The 24320-nt window shown below is 64.4% G+C and carries 19 protein-coding genes and 1 tRNA gene; 3 read left to right on the forward strand and 17 right to left on the reverse strand.

The window, feature by feature from the left end:
- Window positions 1-202: 202 nt before the first annotated feature.
- The 4 genes from GWG65_RS26680 to GWG65_RS26695 form a co-directional block, all read right to left on the reverse strand.
- The gene (locus tag GWG65_RS26680; protein ID WP_275198539.1) at window positions 203-1444 is read right to left on the reverse strand and encodes an acetamidase/formamidase family protein; all 1242 of its coding nucleotides are present in this window, start codon (window positions 1442-1444) and stop codon (window positions 203-205) included.
- A 70-nt stretch (window positions 1445-1514) separates the two neighbouring features.
- A complete protein-coding gene (locus tag GWG65_RS26685) occupies window positions 1515-3137 on the reverse strand; it encodes an amino acid ABC transporter permease/ATP-binding protein (protein ID WP_275198540.1) in 1623 nt (540 codons plus the stop codon).
- Window positions 3137-4054 (reverse strand): ABC transporter substrate-binding protein, encoded by a 918-nt coding sequence (locus GWG65_RS26690; RefSeq protein WP_275198541.1) that lies wholly within the window; start codon window positions 4052-4054, stop codon window positions 3137-3139. Before GWG65_RS26690 ends, GWG65_RS26685 begins: the two co-directional genes overlap by 1 nt.
- Before the next feature lie 412 nt (window positions 4055-4466).
- Complete coding sequence (locus GWG65_RS26695; RefSeq protein ID WP_275198542.1) at window positions 4467-4727, reverse strand: hypothetical protein; 261 nt, start codon at window positions 4725-4727, stop codon at window positions 4467-4469.
- Between the two features lie 253 nt (window positions 4728-4980).
- On the opposite strand from GWG65_RS26695, the gene GWG65_RS26700 reads away from it, so the two are divergent.
- Complete coding sequence (locus tag GWG65_RS26700; protein ID WP_275198543.1) at window positions 4981-5175, forward strand: hypothetical protein; 195 nt, start codon at window positions 4981-4983, stop codon at window positions 5173-5175.
- Between the two features lie 72 nt (window positions 5176-5247).
- Here the strand turns inward: GWG65_RS26700 and GWG65_RS26705 are convergent, their stop codons facing one another.
- The 8 genes from GWG65_RS26705 to GWG65_RS26740 form a co-directional block, all read right to left on the reverse strand.
- Window positions 5248-5394, reverse strand: a complete 147-nt coding sequence (locus GWG65_RS26705) for a hypothetical protein (RefSeq protein ID WP_187435715.1) — start codon at window positions 5392-5394, stop codon at window positions 5248-5250.
- A 190-nt stretch (window positions 5395-5584) separates the two neighbouring features.
- Window positions 5585-5658: transfer RNA gene (locus tag GWG65_RS26710), tRNA-Cys, on the reverse strand.
- A gap of 53 nt (window positions 5659-5711) precedes the next feature.
- Window positions 5712-5921, reverse strand: coding sequence for a hypothetical protein (locus tag GWG65_RS26715; protein ID WP_275198544.1), 210 nt, complete (start codon window positions 5919-5921; stop codon window positions 5712-5714).
- 31 nt (window positions 5922-5952) lie between these two features.
- Entirely contained in the window at window positions 5953-6693 is a 741-nt protein-coding gene (locus GWG65_RS26720) for a tRNA-uridine aminocarboxypropyltransferase (RefSeq protein ID WP_275198545.1), read from the reverse strand.
- Window positions 6694-6734: 41 nt separating this feature from the next.
- Window positions 6735-9839: an efflux RND transporter permease subunit gene (locus GWG65_RS26725; protein ID WP_275198546.1), complete on the reverse strand. Its 3105-nt coding sequence runs from the start codon at window positions 9837-9839 to the stop codon at window positions 6735-6737.
- Entirely contained in the window at window positions 9839-12988 is a 3150-nt protein-coding gene (locus tag GWG65_RS26730) for an efflux RND transporter permease subunit (protein ID WP_275198547.1), read from the reverse strand. The genes GWG65_RS26725 and GWG65_RS26730 overlap by 1 nt, the downstream gene beginning before the upstream one ends.
- 36 nt (window positions 12989-13024) lie before the next feature.
- The gene (locus GWG65_RS26735; protein ID WP_275198548.1) at window positions 13025-14452 is read right to left on the reverse strand and encodes an efflux RND transporter periplasmic adaptor subunit; all 1428 of its coding nucleotides are present in this window, start codon (window positions 14450-14452) and stop codon (window positions 13025-13027) included.
- The gene (locus GWG65_RS26740) at window positions 14442-15893 is read right to left on the reverse strand and encodes an efflux transporter outer membrane subunit (RefSeq protein ID WP_275198549.1); all 1452 of its coding nucleotides are present in this window, start codon (window positions 15891-15893) and stop codon (window positions 14442-14444) included. Before GWG65_RS26740 ends, GWG65_RS26735 begins: the two co-directional genes overlap by 11 nt.
- 654 nt (window positions 15894-16547) lie before the next feature.
- Between GWG65_RS26740 and GWG65_RS26745 the strand changes: the two genes are divergently transcribed.
- Window positions 16548-17777, forward strand: coding sequence for a cyclopropane-fatty-acyl-phospholipid synthase family protein (locus GWG65_RS26745; RefSeq protein ID WP_275198550.1), 1230 nt, complete (start codon window positions 16548-16550; stop codon window positions 17775-17777).
- Between the two features lie 84 nt (window positions 17778-17861).
- Window positions 17862-18896 (forward strand): cysteine synthase A, encoded by a 1035-nt coding sequence (locus GWG65_RS26750; RefSeq protein ID WP_275198551.1) that lies wholly within the window; start codon window positions 17862-17864, stop codon window positions 18894-18896.
- A gap of 12 nt (window positions 18897-18908) precedes the next feature.
- Here the strand turns inward: GWG65_RS26750 and GWG65_RS26755 are convergent, their stop codons facing one another.
- The 5 genes from GWG65_RS26755 to GWG65_RS26775 form a co-directional block, all read right to left on the reverse strand.
- Window positions 18909-19454 carry a hypothetical protein gene (locus tag GWG65_RS26755; RefSeq protein ID WP_275198552.1) on the reverse strand — a complete coding sequence of 182 codons (546 nt, stop codon included), beginning with the start codon at window positions 19452-19454 and terminating at the stop codon, window positions 18909-18911.
- A 240-nt stretch (window positions 19455-19694) separates the two neighbouring features.
- Window positions 19695-20435 carry an amino acid ABC transporter ATP-binding protein gene (locus tag GWG65_RS26760; RefSeq protein WP_275198553.1) on the reverse strand — a complete coding sequence of 247 codons (741 nt, stop codon included), beginning with the start codon at window positions 20433-20435 and terminating at the stop codon, window positions 19695-19697.
- An 11-nt stretch (window positions 20436-20446) separates the two neighbouring features.
- Window positions 20447-21967 carry an amino acid ABC transporter permease gene (locus GWG65_RS26765; protein ID WP_275198554.1) on the reverse strand — a complete coding sequence of 507 codons (1521 nt, stop codon included), beginning with the start codon at window positions 21965-21967 and terminating at the stop codon, window positions 20447-20449.
- Window positions 21964-23169 (reverse strand): ABC transporter permease subunit, encoded by a 1206-nt coding sequence (locus GWG65_RS26770; RefSeq protein ID WP_275198555.1) that lies wholly within the window; start codon window positions 23167-23169, stop codon window positions 21964-21966. Before GWG65_RS26770 ends, GWG65_RS26765 begins: the two co-directional genes overlap by 4 nt.
- 22 nt (window positions 23170-23191) lie before the next feature.
- The gene (locus tag GWG65_RS26775; protein WP_275198556.1) at window positions 23192-24208 is read right to left on the reverse strand and encodes an amino acid ABC transporter substrate-binding protein; all 1017 of its coding nucleotides are present in this window, start codon (window positions 24206-24208) and stop codon (window positions 23192-23194) included.
- Window positions 24209-24320: the final 112 nt, after the last annotated feature.

Raw genomic sequence — 24320 nt, forward strand, 5'->3', positions numbered from 1 at the left:
CATCTCGAAAACAGTCTGCGCTTCAACGCATTATGCTGTGAAAGTGCTCGGCCTTCATGGTTCGAGACGCGCCGTAAGGCGGCGCTCCTCACCATGAGGGTCTAATATCTCACCGCGAAACGAGACCTCATCCTGAGGAGCACGCCAAAAGCGGGCGTCTCGAAGGATGAACCGCAACGAAACTCCCTCATTTCAAGCTTCATCAATCGCACCGGAAGATGTTCTTGCGAATCGTGCCATGGACGCCCCAATTGGCATCGACCACCTGGGTCACGCCGAAATCGGCGCCGACCGACAGCAGCGAGATCGCTTCGTCCTCGCTCAGGCGATGCACCGTCATCAGAAAACGCCGGAGCTTGCGGAACGCATCGCGCATCGCACGGTCGAGGCTGGAGTGGTTGGCAATCTCGGTTTGTGCGTCGGCGCCGAGCGCGGCGAGATAGTTCGGATAGGTGAAGCCGTAGAACGACCAGGCCTGATCCGTCTCCAGCATCGGATGGTCGAGGCCCTCGAGGCTGGTGCCGGCAAGGTCGGCTTTCTTGTGCAGGATGAATTCGAAGTCACCGGTAAGCGAGGTCTCGATCGCGGTACCTCCAAGCTCGCTGTCGCCTTGTGCGGCATGGGGATCGCCAACCGAGAAATAGGCGCCGGCGACTGCGACCGGATAGAACATCCGCGCGCCCTTGCCTATGCGCCAGTCGTCGATGTTGCCCCCGGTGTAGCTCGGCGGGATCGAGCTGACGAAGTCGGCTTCCGATGGCGCCAACCCCATGGTGCCGAAATGCAGCCGCGCCGGCACTTTCACGCTGGCGAGGATGTTCTCGCGCTTCTTGATGCTGGCGTGATCGACGCGAACGCCGGGATAATCGATGGTCGGGTGCACGATGCCGTCGGGATCGGTCTGCGGCGTCCAGACGTAGTTGTAGACCGCCTTCGCGTAGGGCTCGCCGGAACTGTCGAGCTCGAAGATGGTGACGACTTCGCGCGGCTTCGGCTCCTCGATCAGATCGCGATAGTGAAAGCCCCAATTCGCCGCGACGTTGGAGCCGAAGCAGCGGCCGGCATGGCAGGCGCTGCAGCTCGGCCGCGGCCGGACGTCGAGGATGCGGACTTCCAGGATGTCGCCGGGCTCGGCGCCTTCGATCGCGACCGGTCCGGTCAGAAGATGCACGCCGATCCCCTCGCCTGCGCCGCGGACGAAGGGCCCTTCGGCCGGGCCCGAGCCGCGGCGTGCCACCGCCTTGTGCTCGCGCGTCCACTGGAAAACGCTCTCGGCGCCGGCATCGCCGGCGATCATGCGCTCGTAATCGTCATTGGCGTGATGAGTCAGCGTCTCGATGGTGGCGCGATCGCCGGAGCGCAGCGTCAGCGCCGGGGTGACCTTCTTCGAGAAATAGCCCCAGTGGACGGTTTTCGGCGACACCGGCAACGTGACATGCTTCATGACATGGTCTCTTTTGAATTGGCCTCTTCGGGGAATGCGCTCGTCAGTCTTGCGAGGCCGGACGGCAGGCTCATCGCACCGCCTCCGGAATCTTGTCGGCTTCCATCACACTGAGGAAACGGGCTGTTAGCGGATTCCGGGGGTTGGTGAGCACCTCGTGCGCCGGCCCCTCCTCGATGATCGCGCCGCCGCTCAGGAACGCGACGCGGTCGGCGACTTCATCGGCAAAGCGGATCTGGTGCGTCGAGATGATCATGGTGAGACCGTCGTCGATGGCGAGGCGGCGGATCACCTCCAGCACCTCGTTGACGAGCTCGGGATCGAGCGCCGAGGTCGGCTCGTCCAGCAGCAGCACGCTCGGGTTCGGCGCAAGCGCCCGCGCGATGGCAACGCGCTGCTGCTGGCCGCCGGAGAGATGCCGCGGCAGCGCGTCCGCGCGGTGCGCCAGCCCGACGCGGTCGAGCAGCTCGGTGGCGCGGCGCTCGGCATCGATCCGGGTCATGCCGTGGACCCAGCGCAGGGGGCCGGCGACGTTCTCCCTGGCCGAGAGATGGGCGAACAGGTTGAACTGCTGGAACACCATGCCGACGCCGACGGTCGCCCGTTCGTTGGCGATCGCCCGCGGCGACAGCAGCTTGCCATCATCATCGAAACCGAGGCGGCGGCCGCCGACGCGCACGGTGCCGGAGTCCCAGCTTTCGAGATGATTGATGCAGCGGAGCAGCGTACTCTTGCCGGAGCCGCTGGGACCGAGCAGCGCGACGACTTCGCCGAAACGAACTGTCAGATCGAGGCCGCCGAGCACCTTTTGCGCGCCGTAGCTCTTGGTGAGGTCCTTGGCCTCGACGGCGATGTTGTTGCGCGCGATCGTCACGGCGCGACGGGTACGTTCCTCGCGCGTCAACGCTAGCGGCGGCACATCAGCAGGCTCCGCCTGCACAGGGGTGGGATCGCGCGCCATGGCTTCGGCGAGCTCAAGCTTGGTGGCGAGATCGACGCGGCGCCATGGCAGATAATCGGCAAGCTTGCGCTCGCGGCCCTTGGTGCGGTCGAGATCAAGCAGCCATTCGACGAACAGCTGGATGACGCTGATGGCAAAGGTCAGCACGAGGTACAGCAGGCCCGAGGCGAAGAAGATCGAGAAGAAGTCGAAGGTCGAGGACGCAAGCTGGGTCGAACGTAACGTCAATTCCTGGACCGCGACGACGGAGGCGAGCGAGGAGTTCTTCAGCGCGCTGACCGCCTCGTTGCCGAAGGCCGGGATCATGGTGCGGATCGCCTGCGGCGCGATTACCCGCCACATCAGGACCCGCGGCGTCATGCCGAGCGCCTGCCCCGCCGTCACCTGCCCGCGATCGACCCCGAGCACGCCGGCGCGCAGCATCTCGGCGATGAACGGCGCCTCGTTGCAGGCGAGCGCGAGACCCGCGGCCAGCACTGCCGGCAGCTTGATGCCGATATGCGGCAGCGCGTCGTATGCGAACACCATTTGCAGGATCAGCGGCGTGCCGCGGAAGATTACCGTGTAGGCCCGGGCGATCGCCGCCAGCAGCCAGAAGCGGGACAGCTGCATGCCGGCGAGGATCAACCCGAGGATCAGTCCGCCGCCGAGCCCGAGGGCGGTCACCTCAAGGGTGAGCTCGATACCCTCGAGCAGGTACGGCAGACTGAGATAGTGCAGGAACAGGGACATCAATCAGCCGTCAGGACATCCGGCTCCTTGAAGTTGTTCACGTCGAGTCCCCACTTCTTCAGAAGCTCCATGTGCGTGCCGGCCTTCTGCACCTCGATCAGCGCGGCGAGCACGGCGTCACGGAATTTCGGCTTGTCCTTGGGGACGGCGATGCCGACCGAATACGGGATCGTCACCGCGATCGCCTTCTCCAGCTTGTCCGGATACGCCTTCACCGCGCTGTCGACGGTGTTGACGTCGTTGACATAGGTGTCGGCGCGGCCGGCGAGGATCGCCTGGATGCAGTTGGCGTTGTTGTCGTAGAGCTGCACGGTCGGCTCGGGCTTGCCGGCCTTCTTGCACTCCGGCATCAGGGCCTGGATCAGGGGCACCTCGACATAGCCGGTGTTTTCGGCGGCAGCCGCGCCGCACATTGACATGTTGATGCCGTTGATGCCCTTCGGATTGCCCTTGGCGACCAGCACGCCGTCGAACACCTTCGAATAGGTGATGAAGTCGGCGGCCTTGGCGCGTTCCTTGGTGGCGTAGATGTCGGAGATGACGATGTCGGCTTGTCCCGCGGCGAGCGTGGTCAGGAGTGCCGCGAACGTCACCGGCTTGTAGGTCAGCTTGAAGCCGAGGCAGTCGCCGATGGCCTCGCCGAGGTCGATGTCGAAGCCGATATATTTGCTGGGATCTTTCGGGTCGATCGTCTCATAGCCCGGGGTATGCGGATTGATGGCGTTGACCAGTGTCTTGCCCTTCCAGTCCGGATATTTGTCCTGGAGCGCGGCGCAGGCCGCGGGCGCCGCGGCTTGCGCGCTCAGCGGTGCTGCGGCGACGACGCCGAGAGCGATGGCCGCGCCGAGCGCGAGCTTGCGCCATGGCAACGATGCGCGCGCCGTCCCCCGCGCCTGGGGCAAAACCCGTCTCTCCATGTCCAGCTCCTTCGAATTGTCATGGCGATTGCCATGTTCCAAAACTCGGGAGCCAGCCTAGGAGCAAGGCGGACGAGAAAGCTTGTCCGCGGGCGTACAAAAAATTGGATGGGTTCGGCCTGCGGATTGGGCAGGCCGCTGCACAAAAACCGTTCGCAAGCGGGGAGCACTGCGATCCAGGATTCCGAATTGGGCGAAATCAGTTGGTTTCGATATGCGCTATGATATGGCCGATTCGAGAATCATTCGATCTGCCGATTTGACAGATATATGACGTCTGGAAGACGGATCCTGACGACCGCCTCCGGGCCGGCCCCGGTCATCCACAGCCTGTCCGCAGCATATCCACAGACCGGCTGCGGCGAATTCTCAAGGCCGCAGGAGCTACTTGCTGCGCACGAATCCACAGGGACTATCCGCCGGCCTGATCGAACACGGAGCGGCACGCCTCGCTCAAGCTGGCCCGATTACGCCGCAGGCACGCCGTGATGGCGCGGACATTGGGAATTTCGCCGGCGCAGAGCCGGTAGACGTCCGGCGTACAGGCCCGGCGCTGCTCCTGCGTTCCCTGTGCGTGGGCGGCGGACGCAAACAGCGTCAGAAACAGCCCCACCGTCGAGGCGCGCCGCGCCCGGCTCCTGACACCCGCACACCGCAAGAACCTTGCCTTCATGACCAAGTCTCCTTGCTGCCGCCTTCGGCCCGCGTTGGCCGGCGCCTGCCAGAGGTAGGAGAAATAAGCCGCGGAGAATGTGATCTCTTTCACGCTTGCGGAGGCTGGCGGGAACCTAGGGCTCCCCGGGACTTTTCAGAGATCGTTAACCAAACGAGGCCCGATCGCCGGATCGTTAAAATGCGAACGATCGGATCAATCGCGAAACAAGCCGGCTTTGCGACATTGTGCCATCCGCGTTCCGGAGGGTGCGATGAGCGAAGCCGAATTCAACTTGCTGCTGGATACCGTCCGAGACGCCATGGTCCATGACGAATTGGCGTCTGCGCGGGAGGAGGAATTCGTGCCGCGCTCGTGGAGCTTTTTCGCAACGCCCAAGGCCGCCAACGACAACGAAGGCGCCTGGCCCCTCCTGCCCTTTCCCGAAGGCTGGTACGCGGCCTGCTGAGCCCGCCGCGAACCTCTAACCGCTAGCCACACACCGAGACCGGGCGCGCGGCCTGATCAGATCTTGATACTCTCAAGTCTTGGCGCTCTCCTCGCCGCCCTGCGGCGCCCGGTTGGCATCGGCCGGGGGAAAGATGCTGTCGTAGATCGCACGGGCCTCGCGAATGAGACGAGCCCGCTCCAGCTCAGATTTCGGAACAAATCGGACGACGTCGCTCACGTGCTCTCCTGCTCTCGATTGGTCGGGAATGCATCACCCAGCCGATGCGAACTCTATGCCAAGCAGCTGAATCGAGGATTCCGGCCGCCCCCGGGCGAACCCGGTGAGCGCGCCACGCCGGTGGCCGCCTGCGGGTTCGGCGCAGACCGCACGAAAATCGAATCTATGCTGGAAGATCATGAGCTTGTGATGGAGGCCACGTCGGGACTCGAACCCGAGTAAACGGTTTTGCAGACCGGCGCGTAACCACTCCGCCACGTGGCCCCAACGAGGGCGGAGCAATATAGGGGATCAATGGTTTAGGCAACCCCGAGCGGCTAGCGCTTTACCTCTGCCGTACCGGCGAGGTACCGGCCTAGAATCTCCTCGGCCGTGCCGGCGGCGGCGATCCGGCCCTCTTCCAGCAGGATCGCGCGGTGGCAGGTGCTCTTGATGAGGTCGATATCGTGCGAGGCCAGCACCAGAGCGGGCCGATCACGGTGCGCCGGTAGCGCAGCGAAATATCCATCAGAGCGAGTGCGCCCCAACGATCAATCCGCGGGATGAGTGGCCCTGGAGTCAGGCCCGTTTGCCGCGCCGGACACCGCGACGGCGGTCCTTGGCTGCAGGTTTTGGCGCCAGTTCCGGCATCTCGGCCTGGACCTCGCGGTAGCGTGTCAACAGCCGTTCAAAACTGGCGTGCAGCGTGTCGGCGATATCAGGGCGCCGCTCCAGGCCGGCCAGAACCGTCGCGGCGGCTTCGATGGTCGAGAGCCCGTCTTTGCGCGGCTCGCGGCGCAGGCGGCCGTAGCGCGATGGGTGCGCCGGGTTGAGGATCACACGCTGGCATTTCAGCATCCAGGGATTGCGCCACCACAGCGCCTTGGCCTGGCTCCAGGTTCCGTCGAGCAGCACCACGCCTTCGAGCTTGCCCAGGATGGCGCGCTGGTTCTCCGCGACCTCGCCCTTGCGGGTGAGTGCCAGGATTTCGCCTTCGGCCTCGAGATCGGCCGCGCGCGCCGAGCCCAGATAGAGCACGGCCCAGCGCGCGGCATTCTCGACCGGCCGTCCCAGCGCCTTGGACAGGCTCGGCCAGGACAGGCCGACCCGAACTATCGCCTTGGGGAAGTGTTTTGCCGTCAGCCGCGCGGTGCCGAGCGCCCTGTCCTGCTCCTGCGGATGCTGGAGGATCAGGAGTCCCAGACGATTCTCAATCGGCGTGACGCTGTCGCAGATGCACAGCGGCATCGGCTTCTGGCAGTGCGGGCACTCGGGAATCGGCTCAACGGCTGCGGCCGCCGTTTCTGCTGGGTTCGACATGACCGCCGCTATACGCTCCGCGCGGCGCTTCAACAACCCGCCTATTCCGCCGGCGCGCCGACGACGCGCGGCTCGGAGCGCCGCCGCAGGCGGTCGATCAGGAGGTAGATTACCGGCGTGGTGTAGAGCGTCAGGATCTGTGAGACGAACAGGCCGCCGATGATGGTGATCCCGAGCGGGCGCCGCAGCTCCGTGCCGGGGCCGGTGGCAATGACCAGCGGAATCCCGGCGAACAGCGCCGCCATCGTCGTCATCAGGATGGGACGGAAGCGCACCTGGCAGGCCTCGAAGATCGCCTCCGCCGAGGACAGGCCGCGCTGGCGCTCGGCGTCGAGCGCGAAGTCGACCATCATGATGCCGTTCTTCTTGACGATGCCGATCAACAGGATGATGCCGACGAAGGCGATCACCGTCAGCGGCGTGTTGGTGAGCTGGAGCGCGAGCAGCGCGCCGAGCCCCGCCGAAGGCAGCGTCGAGATGATGGTCAGGGGATGGGCGAGGCTCTCATAGAGCACCCCGAGCACGATATACATCGCCACCAGCGCGCCGAGGATCAGCAGTGGCTGGCGGCCGCTGGTTCTGGCGAAATCGCCGGCGTTGCCGTCAAAGCTGCCGCGGATGCCTTCCGGCATGTGCAATTCCTCGACCGCACGCTGAATGCTTTGCGTCGCGGTCTGAAGCGGCACGTCCGGCAACAGGTTGAACGACACCGTGGTCGAGGGAAACGACTGCGAATGATAGACCGCGAGCGCGGCGAGCCCGCGCGTCGCATGCACCACGGCTGACAGAGGCACCTGTGCGTCGCCCGCGCCGGCGACATAGATGCGCTCGAGGTTGGAGGGATCGACCTGGAATTTCGGGTCGATCTCCAGCACGATCATGTACTGGTTGCGCTGGGTGTAGATGATCGAGATCTGCCGCTGCGAGAAGGCGTTGTTCAGCGCGTTGTTGATGTCCTGGACGCGGACGCCAAGCGCCGACGCCTTTTGTCGGTCGATGCTCAGCGTCAGCTGCAGCCCGCCGGGGTCGCGGTCGCTGGAGATGTCGGTGATGCCCTCGACGCTCTCCATGCGCTTGGCCACGATCGGCGCCCATTGCTGCAACAGGCCGAGATCGGTGCTGGAGAGCGTGTACTGGTAGTCGGAATCGCTCTGGCGCCCTCCGGCGCGCACGTCCTGGGCGGCGAACATGAACAGGCGGATGCCCGGCACCGGGTACAACGCGCGCCTGAGACGGTCGATCACCACTTGAGTCGAGACGTGGTCGCGCTCCTGCGGCGGCTTCAGGCTGATAAACATGGTGCCGCGATTGGAGGTCGCCGGCCCCGGACCCCCGCCGCTGCCGACGGTCGAGCCGATCCCAGCCACGGCCGGATCCTGCATCACGATGTCGGCAAGCCGTTGCTGCAGGCCCAGCATCGACTGGAACGAAGTATCGGCCGAAGCCCGCGTCGCCCCGATGACGAAGCCGGAATCGTCGACCGGGAAATCGGATTTGGGAACCTTGATGTAGAGTGTCACGGTGAGACCGATGGTGGCAAAGAAGACCAGCAGCGTCAGCAGCGGAAACTCCAGCGCCGCGCTCAAGGTGCGGGCGTAGAAGGCAACGATGCGCGACAGCGAGCCTTCGACGATGCGGTCGAACAGCGTGGCGGTGCCGGACGTCGTCTGCCTGATGTACTGGGCGCAGATCATCGGCGTCACCGTGAGCGAGACCAAGGTCGAAACCACGATCGCGAAGGTGAGCGTCAGCGAGAATTCGCGCAGCAGGCGGCCGCGGATGCCGTCCATGAAGATCAGCGGCGTGAACGCCGCGATCAGCGACAGGCTGATCGAGACCACCGTGAAGCCGATCTGTCGGGCGCCCTCCAGCGCCGCCTGGAACGGGCGCATGCCATATTCGAGATTGCGGAACATGTTCTCGATCATGACGATGGCGTCGTCGACCACGAAGCCGACCGAGATCGCCAGCGCCATCAGCGACAGATTGTCGATGGAAAAGCCCGCGACCCACATGCCGGCGCAGGTCCCGGCCAGCGCCAGCGGCACCGAGATGCCGGCCGCGATGGTCGGCGTCAGCCGCCGCAGGAACACGAACACCACGACCATGACCAGGATCGCGGTCGCCAGCAGCGTCCATTGCATGTCGAGCACGCTGGCGCGGATCGTGCTGGTGCGGTCGACCAACGTGGAGATCTCGACCCCGGCCGGAATCCACTGCTTCAGCTCCGGGAGCAGCGCCTTGACCCTGTCGACGGTGTCGATGACGTTGGCATCGCCCTGCTTGGTGATCTGAATCAGCACCGCCGGCTGCTTGTTGAACCAGGCAATCGAGCGAGAGTTGCGGACGGAATCATCGATGTCCGCGACGTCGGACAGCCGCACGAAATTGCCCTTCGTGCTCTTGATAACGATGTCGCGGAACTCTTTGGCCGTACGCATCTGCCGGTTGAGCGAAAGGGTCTCGCTCTGGCGCTCGCCGTTGAAGATGCCGGCGGGACCGAGCGGGTTCGCGTTGACGATCGCAGTACGGACGTCGTCGGTCGCGATGCCAGCATTCGACAGCGCAACCGGATTGAGCTGGACGCGCACCGCCGGCTGGTCCGCGCCGCTGATCGTCACATTGCCCACGCCCGGGACCTGCGAGATGCGTTGCGCCAGGACTGTATCGGCGACGTCGTAAATTGCGCTCGCGGCAAGCGTCTTGGAGGTCAGCGCCAGCACGAAGACGGGAGCGCCAGCTGTATTGGCCTTGCGGAAGCGCGGCAGCGTCGGCAGGTCGCTCGGCAGGTCGACCAGCGACGCGTTGATGGCCGCCTGGACGTCGCGGGCGGCCTTATCGATGTTGCGGCCGATGTCGAACTGCAGCTGAATGCTGGTCGTGCCCAGCGAACTGGTCGAGGTGATCTGGTTGATGCCGGCGATTTCCCCGAGCCGCCGCTCCAGCGGCGAAGCCACCGTCGCCGCCATTACGGAGGGGTCGGCGCCGGGCCGGCTCGCCGAGACGAAGATGGCGGGGAAGTCGACGTTCGGCACCGAGGCGACGGGCAGGAACTCGTAGGCCACGACACCCAGCAGGAACAGCCCGATCGACAGCAGCGTGGTCGCGACCGGCCGGCGGATGAAGGGCTCCGAGATCGATGGCATCACTGCATCCCCTCGGTAGCCCCCGCCACCGGCGGTCCACCCGGCTCGACCGGCGGCAGCGCGCGCTCGAGGCGGCGGTTGATGCGGTCGAGCGCCAGGTAGATCACCGGCGTGGTGTAGAGCGTCAGCAGCTGGCTCAGCAGCAGGCCGCCGATGATGGAGATTCCGAGCGGAAAGCGCAGCTCGGCGCCGGTGCCGCTTTCGATCGCGAGCGGCAGCGCGCCGAACAGCGCGGCCAGCGTCGTCATCATGATCGGGCGGAAGCGCAACAGGCAGGCCTGCACGATCGCTTCGGTCGCCGGCATGCCTTGCCCGCGCTCGGCCTCAAGCGCGAAGTCGATCATCATGATCGCGTTCTTCTTGACGATGCCCATCAAGAGGATGATGCCGATCAATCCGATCACCGAGAGGTCCTGCCCGCACAGCATCAGCGCCAGGATCGCGCCGACGCCGGCCGAGGGCAGCGTCGACAGGATCGTGATCGGGTGGATGTAGCTCTCATAGAGCACGCCGAGCACGATGTAGATCGTGATCACCGCGGCGAGCAGCAGCCAGGGCTGGCCCGCGAGCGCCTTGGCGAATTCAGCGGCGTCGCCGGCATAGACACCGACGATGCTGTTGGGCATGCCGATGCGGCTCTCGATCGTCTTCACCGCCTCGACCGCTTCACCGAGCGCCGCGCCGGGCGCGAGATTGAAGCTGAGCGAGATCGCGGGGAATTGTGCCTGATGCGAGATCGCGAGCGGGGCCGTCGTGCGCTTCAGCGTCGCGACCGCCGACAGCGGCACCTGCGCGTTCGGCGCGCCGACGGTCGTGCTCGCGCCGCCCGGCAGATAGAGCTTGGACAGGATCGAGGGATCGCGCTGATACATCGGCAACGCCTCCAGCACCACGCGGTACTGGTTGGCCTGGCCGTAGATGGTCGAGATCTGGCGCTGCGCAAACGCGTCGTTGAGCGTATCGGTGATGCCCTGGAGGCTGACGCCGAGCTGGCCGGCGCGGGTGCGGTCGACGTCGAGCTGCGCCCGCAGGCCACCCTCCTGCGCCTCCGAGGAGACGTCGCGGAACAGCGGATCGCGCCGCATCTCATCAACCAGCTTGTGGGCCCATTCCGACACCAGTGTCGCGTCGGTGCCGGTCAGCGTGTACTGGTATTGCGAGCGGCTGGACTGGGTCGAGATCTGCACGTCCTGCACCGGCTGGAAATAGACGGTCATGCCGGGAATGCCGGCCACCCTCTGCTTCAGCCGGGCGATGACCACGCTGACATCGTCGCGCCGCTCGCCGCGCGGTTTGAGCGTCATGACGAGGCGACCGACATTGGTGGTCGGGTTGACCGAGCCCGCGCCGATCACCGAGACCACGCCGGTCACGTCGGGATCGGCCTTGATGGCGTCGGCGGCCTCGGCCTGCCGCTTTTGCATTTCCACGAATGACACGTCCGCCCCCGCCTCCGTCACCGCCGTGATCGAGGCCGTGTCCTGGAGCGGCAGGAAGCCTTTTGGCGCGACGACGTAGAGGACGAGGGTCGCAGCCAGCGTGGCGAAGGTCACGACCAGCGTGGCGCGCTGACGCTCCAGCACCCAGAGCAGTGTCCGGTGATAGAACTCGACGGTGCGGTCGATGAAACGGCTGACGGCCGCGAGCCCCGGCACCGCCAGCTCCTCGTGGGCGTGCCTGAGCAGGCGCGAGCACATCATCGGCGTCAATGTCAGCGAGACCACCGCCGAGGTCACGACCGCGATCGTCAGCGTCAGCGCGAATTCGCGGAACATCCGTCCGACCAGGCCGGACATGAACAGCAGCGGGATGAACACGGCGATCAGCGACACCGTCAGCGAGATCACGGTGAAGCCGATTTCGCTGGCGCCCTTCAGCGAGGCCTCCATCGCGCTCTCGCCGTTCTCCATGTGGCGGACGATGTTCTCGATCATGACGATGGCGTCGTCGACGACGAAGCCGGTGCCGATCGTGAGCGCCATCAGCGACAGATTGTCGAGGCTGAAGCCGGCGAAATACATGATGCCGAAGCTGGTGATCAGCGACAGCGGCAGCGCCACGCCCGCGATCAGCGTGGCGCGCAGCGAGCGCAGGAATAGCAGTACCACCAGCGTCACCAGCACGACGCTCAGGATCAGCGTGAACTGAACGTCGTGGACGGAGGCGCGAATGGTGACGGTTCGATCAGAGACGATGGTGAGGTTCACGCCAGCTGGAATCGCGCGTTGAACTTTCGGGATTTCGGCGCGGATCTGGCTGACGACGTCGATCACATTGGCGCCGGGCTGGCGCTGGATGTCGATGATGACCGCCGGCGTGCCCTGATACCAGCCGCCGGTGCGGTCGTTTTCCAGGCCGTCCACAATCTGCGCGACGTCGGCGATCGTGACCGGCGAGCCGTTGCGGTAGGCGATGATGATCGGCTTGTAGGCCTCGGCGGCGGCGATCTGGTCGTTGGCCGCGATGATGTAGGATTGCTGCGCGCCGTCGAGCGAGCCCTTCGGTCCGGAGACGTTGGCGCTGGCGATCGCGTTTCGCAGATCCTCCATGGCGATACCGTAGGCCGCGAGCCGCGCCAGATCCGCCTGGATGCGCACTGCCGGCTTCAACCCGCCGAGCACGGAGACGCGCCCCACCCCGGAAATCTGGCTCAGCCGCTGCGCCAGAATCGTGTCGGCGATGTCGCTCATCGCCCGCAGCGAGATGGTCTCCGAGCGCAGCGCCAGCGTCATCACGGGCGCATCGGCCGGGTTCACCTTGGCGTAGGTCGGCGGATAAGGCAGCGTCTTGGGCAGGACGCCGGCGGCGGCATTGATGGCGGCCTGCACGTCCTGGGTCGCGCCGTCGATGTCGCGGTTGAGGTCGAACTGAAGCGAGATCTGACTGACGCCGAACGAGCTGGTCGAGTTCATCGCCGTCAGCGACGGAATCTGCCCGAGCTGCCGCTCCAGCGGCGCGGTGATCAGCGAGGCAATCACGTCGGGGCTTGCACCGGGCAGTTGCGTCGTCACCTGCACGGTCGGGAAGTCGACCTGCGGCAGCGCCGAGACCGGCAACGCGAAATAGCCCAGCAGTCCCCCGATCAGCAAAGCGATGCCGAGCAGCGAAGTCGCGATTGGCCGGCGGATGAAGGGTTCGGAGACGCCCATGAGCTGCGCCTTGCGCTCAGGCGGCTGTGGTCGGAATCATGGCTGCTTTGCTCCGCTGCTCGCTGCCCCCGGACTTGGCGGAGGTCCCGGCGCCGGACCGGTCTGTCCCTTCTGGTCGCCTTCGCTGCTGTTTCGCTTGGCGCGGAGTTCGCCGCCCTTGCCTTGTCCGTCCTTTTGCCCCTCGCCCTGGCCTTCTTTGACGCCCTCCTTGGGGCCATCCTTCTTCTGAGCGTCGGGCCCACGCGAGCGCTTGCGTGGCGCCAGATCGGCCGATGGCATTTGATCGCTGCGACCCACGATCACCTTGGAACCGTCGGACAGATTGGCAAAGCCCGTCGTCACCACCCTGTCGTTCGCCGACAGGCCGCTGGCAATGACGGCGTCATGCTCGTTCTGCTGCGTCACCGTCACGGGTTTGGCCGAGACGATGTCGCCCTCGCCGATGACGTAGCTGAATGTCCCGATCGGGCCGCGTTGCACCGCCGAGGTCGGCACCACCAGCGCCTGCGTCAGCGTCTCGACCTTGAGGCGGACATTGACGAACTGGCCGGGCCAGAGCTGGTAATTGGCGTTGGGGAATTCCGCCTTGAGCCTGAGCGTGCCGGTGGTCTGGTCGACCTGGTTGTCGATGCCGGTCAGCTTGCCGGTGTCGATCACGGTGACGCCGTCATTGCCGAACACGTCGACGGCGAGCGCGCCCTTGGCGGCGGCCGCATTGACTCGCATGATCTGCTGTTGCGGCAGGCTGAACCACACCGCGATCGGCTGCAACTGCGTGATCACCACGAGGCCGGTGGTGTCGGAGGCGTGGATGATGTTGCCCTGGTCGACCTGGCGCAGGCCGGCGCGCCCCGAGATCGGCGCAACGATCTTGGTGTAGCTCAACGTCGCCGCCGCATTGTCGATCGCGGCCTGATCTGCCTTGACCAGCGCCTCGGTCTGCGCGACCAGCGCGCGCTGCGTATCGGCCTGCTGCTTGGAGCCGGCGTTCGACGCGGCGAGCTGCTCGTAGCGGGTCAAGTCGATGCGCTGATTAGCGAGCTGCGCCTGATCCTGCGCCTTCTTGGCAACAGCCTGATCATACGCCGCCTGGTAGATCGCAGGATCGATTTCGCCGACCACGTCGCCCTTCTTGACGTCCTGGCCTTCGGTGAAATTGACCGCGATCAGCTTGCCGTCGACCTGCGAGCGCACGGTCACGGTGTTGAGCGCGCGGATCGCGCCGACGCCGTCGAGATAGACCGGCACGTCCTGGACACGTGGGGTCGCCGCCAGCACCGGCACCGGCAGGTCCGGGCGCTGGTTGTGGTTGTTTGCCGGCTGTTGATGCATGGCGGTCCAGCCGAGATAGCCGAGACCGCCGAGGATCGCGAGCGTGATCAGCGTCATGACGAAGCCGCGGCCGCGCGATCTTTTCGCGCCTGCCTGCTTCGCATCGTCCTTGGCGTCCGGCTTAAAGAGCATTGACCGGTTTCTCCATTCGCGGCTCCCAGCCGCCGCCGAGCGCCTGATACAGGCTGACGATGGCCAGAAGCCGTGCGAGTTGTGCTTGGGATAGCGCGTCTTCGGCCTGGAACAGGGTCAGCTGCGTGTTGAGCACCGAGACGATGTCGGCCGTGCCGGCACGCAATTGCTGTTCGGCGAGCTCGAAGGCGCGCCGCGAGGCGGTGAGGACATCGCGCTGCAATTGCAGCTTGATCGTGGTCTGCTTGATCGAGAACAGCGCATTGTCGACATCGGCAAAGGACTGGACGATGGTCTTGCGGTAGGTTTGGAGCAGTTCGTCCTGCCGCGCCTTGGCGTATTCGAAATTGCCGAGGATCTTGCCGCCGTCGAAGATCGGCTGGGTTGCGCTGCCGACGAGCTGGAAGAACGCCGCGTGCGGCTGAAACAGCGAGACCAGCGCCGAGCTCTGATAGCCGCCATTGCCGGTCAACTGGATGCTCGGAAAGAACTGCGCACGGGCATTGCCGATGTTCGCTGTGGCGGACGCGAGCTGCGCCTCCTGCCTGCGGATATCTGGCCGCTGTGTCAAAAGCTCCGACGGCAGGCCCGGCGTCACGCGCGGGATCGCGATCCGGTCCAGCGAGCCGCCGAGCACGCGCACGCTCTCGGGTGGGCGCGATACCAGCACGGCGAGCGCGTTGGCGTTCTGGTCGAGCGTCTGGCGCAGCGGCGGCACCAGCGCCTTCTGGTTGGCCAGCACGCTCTCCTGCTGCGCGACATCGAGATCGGTACCGGTGCCGGCCTTGCGGCGCTCGCGGATGGCGTCGAGAATGCGCTGCGCGCTGGCGATGTTGCGCTGTGCTGTCTTCAGGCGATCCTGTGAGGCCAGAACCTGGAAATAGGCATTGGCAACGCCTGCAAGGGTCGTCAATGCGACGACATCGCGGTCGAAACGATTGGCATTGGCGGTCTCTTCCGCCGTTTGCAGCGCATCGCGGTTCTGGCCCCAGAAATCGAGTTGGTAACTCGCGCTCAGCGAGGCCGAGTAGTTGACCACCTCCCGGCCACCAATGGAAAGACCGGACGCGCTTGCGCCTGAGGTGCGCGAATAGGTTTCCGACCCGCCGCCCGACAGGCTCGGCAGCAACGCTGCGCCCGCCTGCCGCGCCTGGGCGTCGGCCTCGACGATGCGCGAGACCGCGGCGGCAATGTCGAGGTTGACGGTCTGCGCCTCTTCCATCAGTTGCGTCAGCTCCGCGGAGCGGAATCCGCGCCACCAATCCAGCGTCGGCGGGGCGTCCGGCTTGCCTGCATATTTGTACTGCGTGGGAACGTCGAGTGCGGGATCCGGGAGATCCTGGGTCAGGACGCAGGCTCCCGAACTTGCGGCGAGGCAAACCACGGTCAACCAGCGCGCCGCACGCAGCGTCCGGAAAGCAGACCCAAGAGATCGCCGCATGGCGACCGCCGGAACTTGCCGTGTCACATCCACCCCCTGCCGGGCAGGTCCAGCCGCCACCGCGCAAACGGGTTAACCGATTCGCGGCGCAACAGGTGGGGGCCTTTGGGCAACTCGCTCACAGGTGATGCTTTCTGCGGAACCTGAAATCCATACTAGCCGGGTGCGGAACTACGGGACAGTCCCGCACTTGCGAAACGATCACGTGAACGCGTCGATATCCGGTGCGCAGAAATGCTAAATAGCCCTGTCTCGCAATGACTTCTCACACTCATGCCGCATTTCGAAGCGCATTCAAGCTTACCAAGATTTCATGTGATATTGGCGCCACACCCGCACCGCGGGTCAACGAAGTCGGCCGGGCACCGCCAAGTCCCGGCCGAGGCATGCCCTTGCTTGCAAATCAGGGACGCCTGCGCATGCACATCGTCATCATCGAAACGCGACCGCCAGACGGCCAATCTTGAGCTTCGGGGCGTGCGCCGGTCGCCGTCGGCGATCGATGGCAGATGGCAAAATCATGGCAGCTGACAAAATGCGCGCCTATATTCGTGGTGTTGACCGGATGCGGGCGCGCTTAGGTCTGGCGAAATGAAGAGTTGGGCGCGCCTGGCTCCCGGTCGGATCGTACCCGTTCAGGTGATGGATCCGCCAATGCCGAATGTCGTCCCGGTGACGCCCGAAAATGTGGAAACAGTACTCGCGGACTTGCCACGCATCGTTCGCATGGCGCTCTACTTCGGCTCGAGGCTGCGGCGCGGGACGCTGGACATCGCCCTGCCCGACGGTCGGGTGATCCGCCTTGGCGGCCAGGAGCCGGGCCCGAATGCGGCGATGCGGCTGCACAATTACGGCTTTGCCTCGCGCCTGATCAACGGCGGCGATATCGGGATTGCGGAAGCCTATCTCGCCGGCGACTGGGATACGCCGGACCTCACGCAGTTCCTCTATCTGTTCTGCGTCAACCATGACCTGATCGAGGCCATGCTGCGCGACAAGCCGCTGATGCGGTTTGTCCAGCTGGTGCGGCACTGGTTCAGGCGCAACACCCGCCGCCAGGCGCGGCGCAACATCCACGCCCATTACGACATCGGCAATGCGTTCTATTCGGCTTGGCTCGACCCCACCATGACCTACTCCTCGGCCCTGTTCGAGGAGAGCACATCGGACCTCACGGCAGCGCAGGCCAACAAATACCGCAGGCTGGCCGAGGCGCTCGACTTGAAGCCCGGCCAGAAGCTGCTGGAGATCGGCTGCGGCTGGGGCGGCTTTGCCGAATTTGCCGCGAAGACGTACGGCACAAGCGTAGTCGGCCTGACGATATCGACCGAGCAGCGCGATTTCGCGCAAAAGCGCATCCACGAGGCGGGCCTTGCCGAGAAGGTCGAGATCCGCCTCCAGGATTATCGCGACGAACGCGACCGCTACGACCGGATCGCCTCGATCGAGATGATCGAGGCGGTCGGCGAGCAGTTTTGGCCGAAATATTTCGCACAGTTGCGTGACCGGCTGCTGCCCGGCGGGCTTGCCGGCATCCAGGCCATCACCATCCAGGACAGACTATTCCAGAGCTACCGGCGCGAGGTCGACTTCATCCAGCACTACGTCTTTCCCGGCGGCATGCTGCCCTCGCCGGCTGTGCTCAAGTCGCTCGGGGACCGGTTCGGCATTCCCGTTATCCGGGAGCGCATCTTCGGACAAGATTATGCCAAGACGCTTGCCAGTTGGCGAAATAACTTCCGTGCCGCCTGGCCTGGCCTCATCCCGCTGGGCTTTGATGACCGCTTCCGGCGGCTGTGGGAGTATTATCTGTCCTATTGCGAGGCCGGATTCCTGTCCGGGAATATCGATGTCCGGCACGTCATCTTCGCAAAGCAGCAATAAGAGTTTGCAGCGCCGGCTTGTATGGCCGGTGGCCCTACTTTAGGGTCAGCGCCCACGTCATAAACCAGCCGGTAATTGCCTGACATGACCATCAAAAATGACGTTGTCGAAGCCATCGGCAACACTCCGCTCATCAAGCTGAAGCGCGCCTCGGAATTGACCGGCTGCACCATTCTCGGCAAGGCCGAGTTCATGAATCCCGGCCAGTCCGTGAAGGATCGCGCCGGCAAATGGATGATCCTGGAGGCCGAGAAGCGCGGTGAGCTCAGGCTTGGCGGGCTCGTGGTGGAGGCGACCGCCGGCAATACCGGCATTGGCCTTGCGGTCGTGGCAAGCGCGCGCGGCTACCGCACGCTGATCGTGATCCCGGAAACGCAGAGCCAGGAGAAGAAGGAATTTCTCAAGCTGTGCGGCGCCGAGCTGATCGAGGTGCCGGCGCTGCCCTATGCCAATCCCAATAACTACCAGCATGTCGGCCGCCGCCTCGCCGATGAGTTGCGCAAGACCGAGCCGAATGGCGTGCTGTTCGCCGACCAATGGAATAATCTGGACAACGCGAAGGCGCATTACGAATCCACCGGCCCCGAGATCTGGGAGCAGACCGGCGGCAAGGTCGACGGCTTCGTCTGCTCGGTCGGCAGCGGCGGCACGCTCGCCGGCGTCAGCCGCTTCCTGAAAGAGAAGAACAACAACATCAGGATCGCCTGCGCCGACCCGCATGGCGCGGGCATGTACGAGTATTTCAGAACCGGCGACCCCAAGGCCACGCCCGGCGGCTCGATCACCGAGGGCATCGGCCTCAACCGGGCGACCGCGATCGTCGAGACCGCAAAGGTCGACGACGCCTATCTCATTCCCGACACTGACGCCGTCAGCGTGATCTACGAGCTGCTCCAGCACGAAGGCCTCTGCCTCGGCGGCTCGACCGGCATCAACATCGCCGGTGCCGTGCGCCTCGCAAAACAGCTCGGGCCGGGCAAGACGATCGTGACCGTGCTGTGCGATTCCGGCAGCCGCTACCAGTCGAAGCTGTTCAATGCGGACTTCATGCGCGCCAAGAATCTCCCCGTGCCGGAGTGGCTGGAGAAGCGCAGCAACATCAAGCCGCCATTCGTCTAGCGCCTGGTGCGCCTAGCTCCAGTTCGGACGCGGCGTCCCCTGGGAGATGCGTGCCAGACGATCGTTCGAGAGGGAGGACCTGGCGCTGGAGCGCGGAGGCTCCGGAGTGCCGCAGGAGCCTTGGCCGTAGGAGCCTTGGTTGCCGCCGCTCGGCCAGAACGTGAGCGCGAGCACCAGCGCAAGGTTGACCAGCGCTCCGACAATGGTGCCCTGATGCTCTTGGCCGATGGCCCATGCCGGAAACCGGCTCGCGACCAGGAGATCGACGATCGTGAGCGCGAGCCATGCCGGGATCACGCAGACCGGATCCCAGCCGATGTCGCGGATGCGCATCGATTGCAGCGTGAAGGTCGCAAGTCCAAAGAAGGCGATGGCGGCTATGGTCGCCCAGCTCTTCGTGAGGTCCTCCGTCCGGATCATGCCGGGCGAGGTATCGCGCAGCACGGCCATCGCAATGGCAAAGCAAATCGCGGTCATCACGATCGCAAGCGCGACCGAGGCCAGAAAGAAATGCAAGCGGCCCAGGCGGGCATTGAGGCCGAACACGAAACCCAGCATTGGCGTCCCCTTCTTGCGGCTTGTGCGCAGAAAGAGCTTTCGGACGCTTGAAGCCGACCGGATGCAACTGCGGCTATGGTTTCGAGTTGGCGGCGCAGATATCTTAAATTTTAGCTTCAACCGCTCTTCGATGATGCTTCCGTAGGGCGTAGCGCGTGCTCACCATCTTTCCCGCAGTCGCGGACCGATGGTGGGCACGGTGGAAGAGCGCCTTCCCACCCTACTGGGTCGTCGCAGGGATCACCGCAGGATCTGGCTCAAGAACAGCTTCGAGCGCGCATGCTGCGGGTTGGCGAAGAATTCGTTGGGCGTGTTGGCCTCGATGATCTGGCCGGCATCCATGAACACGACGCGGTTGGCGACTTCCCTGGCAAAGCCCATCTCGTGGGTGACCACCAGCATAGTCATGCCTTCCCGGGCGAGGTCGACCATGGTGTCGAGCACCTCCTTGACCATTTCGGGATCGAGCGCCGAGGTCGGCTCGTCGAACAGCATCACCTTCGGGTTCATGGTCAGCGCACGGGCGATCGCGACGCGCTGCTGCTGGCCGCCGGACATCTGCCCCGGAAACTTGTTGGCCTGATGCGGGATCTTGACCCGCTCCAGGAATTTCATCGCGTTGATTTCGGCGTCCTTCTTCGGGATGTTGCGCACCCAGATCGGCGCCAGCGTGCAGTTCTCCAGCACGGTCAGATGCGGGAACAGGTTGAAGCTCTGGAACACCATGCCGACCTCGCGGCGCACGGCATCGACGTGCTTGAGGTTCGGTCCGAGCTCGATGCCGTCGACGACGATCTCACCCTCCTGGAACTCCTCGAGCGCATTGATGCAGCGGATCAGCGTCGACTTGCCCGAGCCGGACGGGCCGCAGATCACGATGCGTTCGCCCTTCTCGACCGAAAGATCGATGTCGCGCAGCACGTGGAATTCGCCGTACCATTTGTTGAGGCTGGAAATCTTGACGATGGGGCTATCGGACATGGTGAGCTCGATCAGTTGCGGCGGTGGGCGTTGAGGCGGTGCTCGACGAACAACGAATAGCGCGACATTCCAAAGCAGAACATGAAGTAGATGATGCCGGCGAAGGCAAAGCCGGTGAACGCGGTCGATGGCGTCGACCATTTCGGGTCCGAGAATGACGCCCTGAGCGAGCCAAGGAGGTCGAACAGCGCCACGATCGAGACCAGCGAGGTGTCCTTGAACAGCGAGATGAAGCTGTTGACGAGGTTGGGGATGACGTGGCGCAGCGCCTGTGGCAGCACGATCAGCGAGGTCATTTTCCACCAGGACAGCCCCAGGGCGGCCGCCGCCTCGCCCTGCCCGCGCGGGATCGCAGCCAACCCGCCGCGGACGTTCTCGGCCTGATAAGCGCCCGTAAACAGCGAAATTCCAATCAGCGCGCGCACGAGACCGTCGACCGTAAAATTGCCGGGCAGGAACAAGGGTAGCATGTAGGTGGCGAAGAACAGCACAGTGATCAGCGGCACGCCGCGCCAGAACTCGATGAATGCGATCGAGAAGATGCGGATCAGGGGAATGGTGGAGCGGCGGCCGAGCGCCAGCGCAATGCCGATCGGCAGCGAGGTGACGATGCCGGTCACGGAGACCACCAGCGTCACCAGCAACCCGCCCCACAGATTCGTCTGTACGATGGGCAGCCCGCCATGATCGAGCCCCATCAGTTTGATGATGATCGCAACGGCGACGAAGGCGGCGATGCTCGATGCGAGAGCGCGCCAGCCGGCGCGTACGCCACCGCCGAGGAAGAAGGCTATCAGGGTGACGACGACAGCCGTGATGGCGAAATCAGTCCACACCGACTGGCCCGTCCCCTGGAGCTGGTCGCGCAGCCAGGTCAGCGGATAGATCAGCCAGTAGATCGCGGTGCCCACCAGCAGGATGAGGTTGCCGACGACCCACAGTAGCGGTCCGATTGGCGAGCTCTTGCTGAGGCTGAGCACGGCCTGTCCGGCGCCGATGATGCTGTCGTCGAACAATTGCAGCAGGCCGGCCGTCCAGCTCAGGCCGAAGCCGCCGAGACCGCCACCGTGCAGCAGGAAGAACGCGACCACCGGAAAAGCGAAGAAGAACAGGCCGGCGTTGAACCCCTTCGCCGGCAGGCGCGGAATCAGCAGCGGCAACAGCAGAACCACCGCCAGGACGAGCGTCAGGTCGACCCGCCAGCGTTCGGCCTCGGGATAAAAGCCGTAGATCAGTTGCGGTAGCTTGGCCTGGATGTAGGGCCAGCAGGCGCCGACCGCAGAGCCCGTATTCTCCGCAAGGCAGGCCGTCCGATCCTTGCCGGACCAGACCGCATCGACCACCAGGAATCTGACGGAGGGAATGATCGTGAACCAGAGCAGCAAGGCGCCGACGATCGTGAGCAGGATATTGGTCGGCGAATTGAACAGGCGCGTGCGCACCAGGCCGATGAAGCCCGTGGTCTTCACCGGCGCCGGACGTTCGGCGACCAGGTCTTCACGGATGAAGGCGGACGAGGTGATATCGCTCATGCGCCGAGGCTCCGGCTGATGCGCCAACCGTAGATGCTCATGACGGCGCTGGTGATGAGCGAGATCAGGAGGTAGACGCCCATTGTCATGGCGATGATCTCGATCGCCTGACCGGTCTGGCTCAGCGACGTGCCGGCGAATACCGACACCAAGTCGGGATAGCCGATCGCGACCGCCAGCGAAGAATTCTTGGTGAGGTTAAGATACTGGTTAGTCAGCGGCGGCACGATGACGCGCATGGCCTGCGGCACGACGATGAGCCGGAGCGTGGTGCCGCGGCTCAGCCCCAGTGACGCTCCCGCCTCCATCTGTCCGCTGTGCACGGAGAGAATGCCGGCGCGCACGATCTCAGCGATGAAGGCGGCCGTGTATGTCGACAAGGCCAGCGCCAGCGCTACGAACTCGGGGATGATCCGCGATCCGCCGGCGAAATTGAAACCCTTGAGCTGCGGCAGCTCGAAGCTGAAGGGCGGACCGAACACCAGCATCGTGAGCAGCGGAAGCCCGAACAGGAGCCCCAATACATAGGGCCAGATGCGGATCATCTGGCCCCGCTCAAACAGCGCACGCCGCGCATAAAAGCGCAGCGCCAGCGAGGCGACGATGCCGAAGACGAATACCGCCAGAAATGCCTCGAACCCGGATTCGCCGATCGGACGAGGAACGACCAGTCCGCGGTTGCTGACGAAGGAGATGCCCAAAAGAGATATGCTCTGCCGCGGATTGGGCAATGCCGCGAGCACCGCCAGGTACCAGAATAGGATCTGAAACAGAAGCGGCAGGTTGCGAATGATCTCGACATAGAGCTCGCCGATGCGCGACAAGAGCCAATTGGGCGACAACCTGCATAGCGCGACGATGAAGCCGATCGCCGTGGCGAAGACGATGCCCACCACCGAGACGATGAGCGTGTTCAGGAGCCCGACCACGAACACGCGCAAGAACGTGTCGGACCCCGTGTACGAGATCAGGGTCTGATTGACGTCGAAGCCTGCATTGTTCCTGAGGAAGCCGAAGCCAGCGGCGATGTGCTGGTTCTCGAGGTTGGCGCGGGCGTTGGAGACGATTTCATAGGCAATCCAGCCCAGGATCGCCGCGAACGCAAACTGAACGGCGATGCCGTTCCAACCGGTCTTGCCGCCCAGCACGCGCCTGATCTTCAGCGCGATCTGGGCTGGCGGTTTGCGGGCCTCGGTGCTCATCGCCGCGGGCGGAGCGCGCGGATCAGCGGATCGGCGGCGCGTACTGGAGACCGCCCTTGTTCCAGAGATTGTTCAGACCGCGATTGATGGCGAGCGGCGAGCCCGCACCGACGTTACGATCGAACACCTCGCCGTAATTGCCGACGGTCTTCACGATCCGTACCACCCAGTCCTTGGTCACGCCGAGCTGTTCACCGAAATTACCGTCGCTACCGAGGACACGTTTCAGCTCCGGATTCTCGAGTTTGGCTTTCTCGTCGACATTCTTCGAGGTCACACCGAGCTCTTCGGCGGTGATCATGGCAAACAGCGTCCATTTGACGAGGTCGAACCACTGGTCATCGCCGTGGCGCACCATCGGCCCGAGGGGCTCCTTCGAGATGATTTCCGGAAGCACCATGTGCTCACCGGGATTGGCAAGCTTCAGGCGATTGGCGTACAGTCCCGACTGGTCGGTGGTGAAGACGTCGCAACGGCCGGCTTCATAGGCTTTCACGGTTTCGTCGTTGGTGCCGAACGCGATCACCTCGTACTTCATGTTGTTGGCCTTGAAGTAGTCGGCGAGATTCTGCTCGGTGGTGGTGCCGGTCTGCACGCAGACCGAGGCGCTGTTGAGTTCGAGCGCCGAATTCACCTTGAGCGACTTCTTCACCATGAAGCCCTGCCCGTCATAATAGGTCACGCCGGTGAAGTTGGCGCCGAGCGAGGTGTCGCGCGAGATGGTCCAGGTGGTATTGCGCGAGAGCACGTCGATTTCGCCGGATTGCAGCGCCGTGAAGCGATCCTTGGCGGACAGCGGCACGAACTTGACCTTGGTCGGATCGTTGAAGATCGCCCCAGCGATCGCGCGGCAGACGTCGACGTCAAGCCCGGTCCAGTTGCCCTTGTCGTCGGGCGAGGAGAAGCCCGGCAGGCCCTGGCTGACGCCGCAGGACAGCATGCCCTTGTCCTTGACGGTCTTGAGGGTTTGCGCATCTGCGGCCTGGGCGGTCAGGCCGGCGGCGAAAGCAAGGGTGAGAGCCAGGGTTACGCGTTTCATGGGCTTATGGCCTTTCAAAGTCGTCTCAATATCTGGAACGTTGTCTCAGGATCGTCTCCGCCCGGGCCAGCCGTATCAAGACTGGCCTTGCAAGAGTCATGCTGAAAAACTC

It is taken from the genome of Bradyrhizobium sp. CSA207, from assembly GCF_029051685.1.
In the GTDB taxonomy this organism is placed as follows: Bacteria; Pseudomonadota; Alphaproteobacteria; order Rhizobiales; family Xanthobacteraceae; genus Bradyrhizobium.

What these genes read in the sequence shown, in the direction of transcription:
- GWG65_RS26700 (WP_275198543.1), top strand. Translation starts at nt 4,981, where the DNA reads ATGAGCGAAGCCGAATTCAACTTGCTGCTGGATACCGTCCGAGACGCC.
- GWG65_RS26775 (WP_275198556.1), bottom strand. Translation starts at nt 24,208, where the DNA reads ATGAAACGCGTAACCCTGGCTCTCACCCTTGCTTTCGCCGCCGGCCTG.
- GWG65_RS26740 (WP_275198549.1), bottom strand. Translation starts at nt 15,893, where the DNA reads ATGCGGCGATCTCTTGGGTCTGCTTTCCGGACGCTGCGTGCGGCGCGC.
- GWG65_RS26755 (WP_275198552.1), bottom strand. Translation starts at nt 19,454, where the DNA reads ATGCTGGGTTTCGTGTTCGGCCTCAATGCCCGCCTGGGCCGCTTGCAT.
- GWG65_RS26760 (WP_275198553.1), bottom strand. Translation starts at nt 20,435, where the DNA reads ATGTCCGATAGCCCCATCGTCAAGATTTCCAGCCTCAACAAATGGTAC.
- GWG65_RS26725 (WP_275198546.1), bottom strand. Translation starts at nt 9,839, where the DNA reads ATGCCATCGATCTCGGAGCCCTTCATCCGCCGGCCGGTCGCGACCACG.
- GWG65_RS26770 (WP_275198555.1), bottom strand. Translation starts at nt 23,169, where the DNA reads ATGAGCACCGAGGCCCGCAAACCGCCAGCCCAGATCGCGCTGAAGATC.
- GWG65_RS26735 (WP_275198548.1), bottom strand. Translation starts at nt 14,452, where the DNA reads ATGCTCTTTAAGCCGGACGCCAAGGACGATGCGAAGCAGGCAGGCGCG.
- GWG65_RS26750 (WP_275198551.1), top strand. Translation starts at nt 17,862, where the DNA reads ATGACCATCAAAAATGACGTTGTCGAAGCCATCGGCAACACTCCGCTC.
- GWG65_RS26765 (WP_275198554.1), bottom strand. Translation starts at nt 21,967, where the DNA reads ATGAGCGATATCACCTCGTCCGCCTTCATCCGTGAAGACCTGGTCGCC.
- GWG65_RS26730 (WP_275198547.1), bottom strand. Translation starts at nt 12,988, where the DNA reads ATGGGCGTCTCCGAACCCTTCATCCGCCGGCCAATCGCGACTTCGCTG.
- GWG65_RS26745 (WP_275198550.1), top strand. Translation starts at nt 16,548, where the DNA reads ATGCCGAATGTCGTCCCGGTGACGCCCGAAAATGTGGAAACAGTACTC.
- GWG65_RS26685 (WP_275198540.1), bottom strand. Translation starts at nt 3,137, where the DNA reads ATGTCCCTGTTCCTGCACTATCTCAGTCTGCCGTACCTGCTCGAGGGT.
- GWG65_RS26690 (WP_275198541.1), bottom strand. Translation starts at nt 4,054, where the DNA reads ATGGAGAGACGGGTTTTGCCCCAGGCGCGGGGGACGGCGCGCGCATCG.
- GWG65_RS26680 (WP_275198539.1), bottom strand. Translation starts at nt 1,444, where the DNA reads ATGAAGCATGTCACGTTGCCGGTGTCGCCGAAAACCGTCCACTGGGGC.
- GWG65_RS26695 (WP_275198542.1), bottom strand. Translation starts at nt 4,727, where the DNA reads ATGAAGGCAAGGTTCTTGCGGTGTGCGGGTGTCAGGAGCCGGGCGCGG.
- GWG65_RS26720 (WP_275198545.1), bottom strand. Translation starts at nt 6,693, where the DNA reads ATGTCGAACCCAGCAGAAACGGCGGCCGCAGCCGTTGAGCCGATTCCC.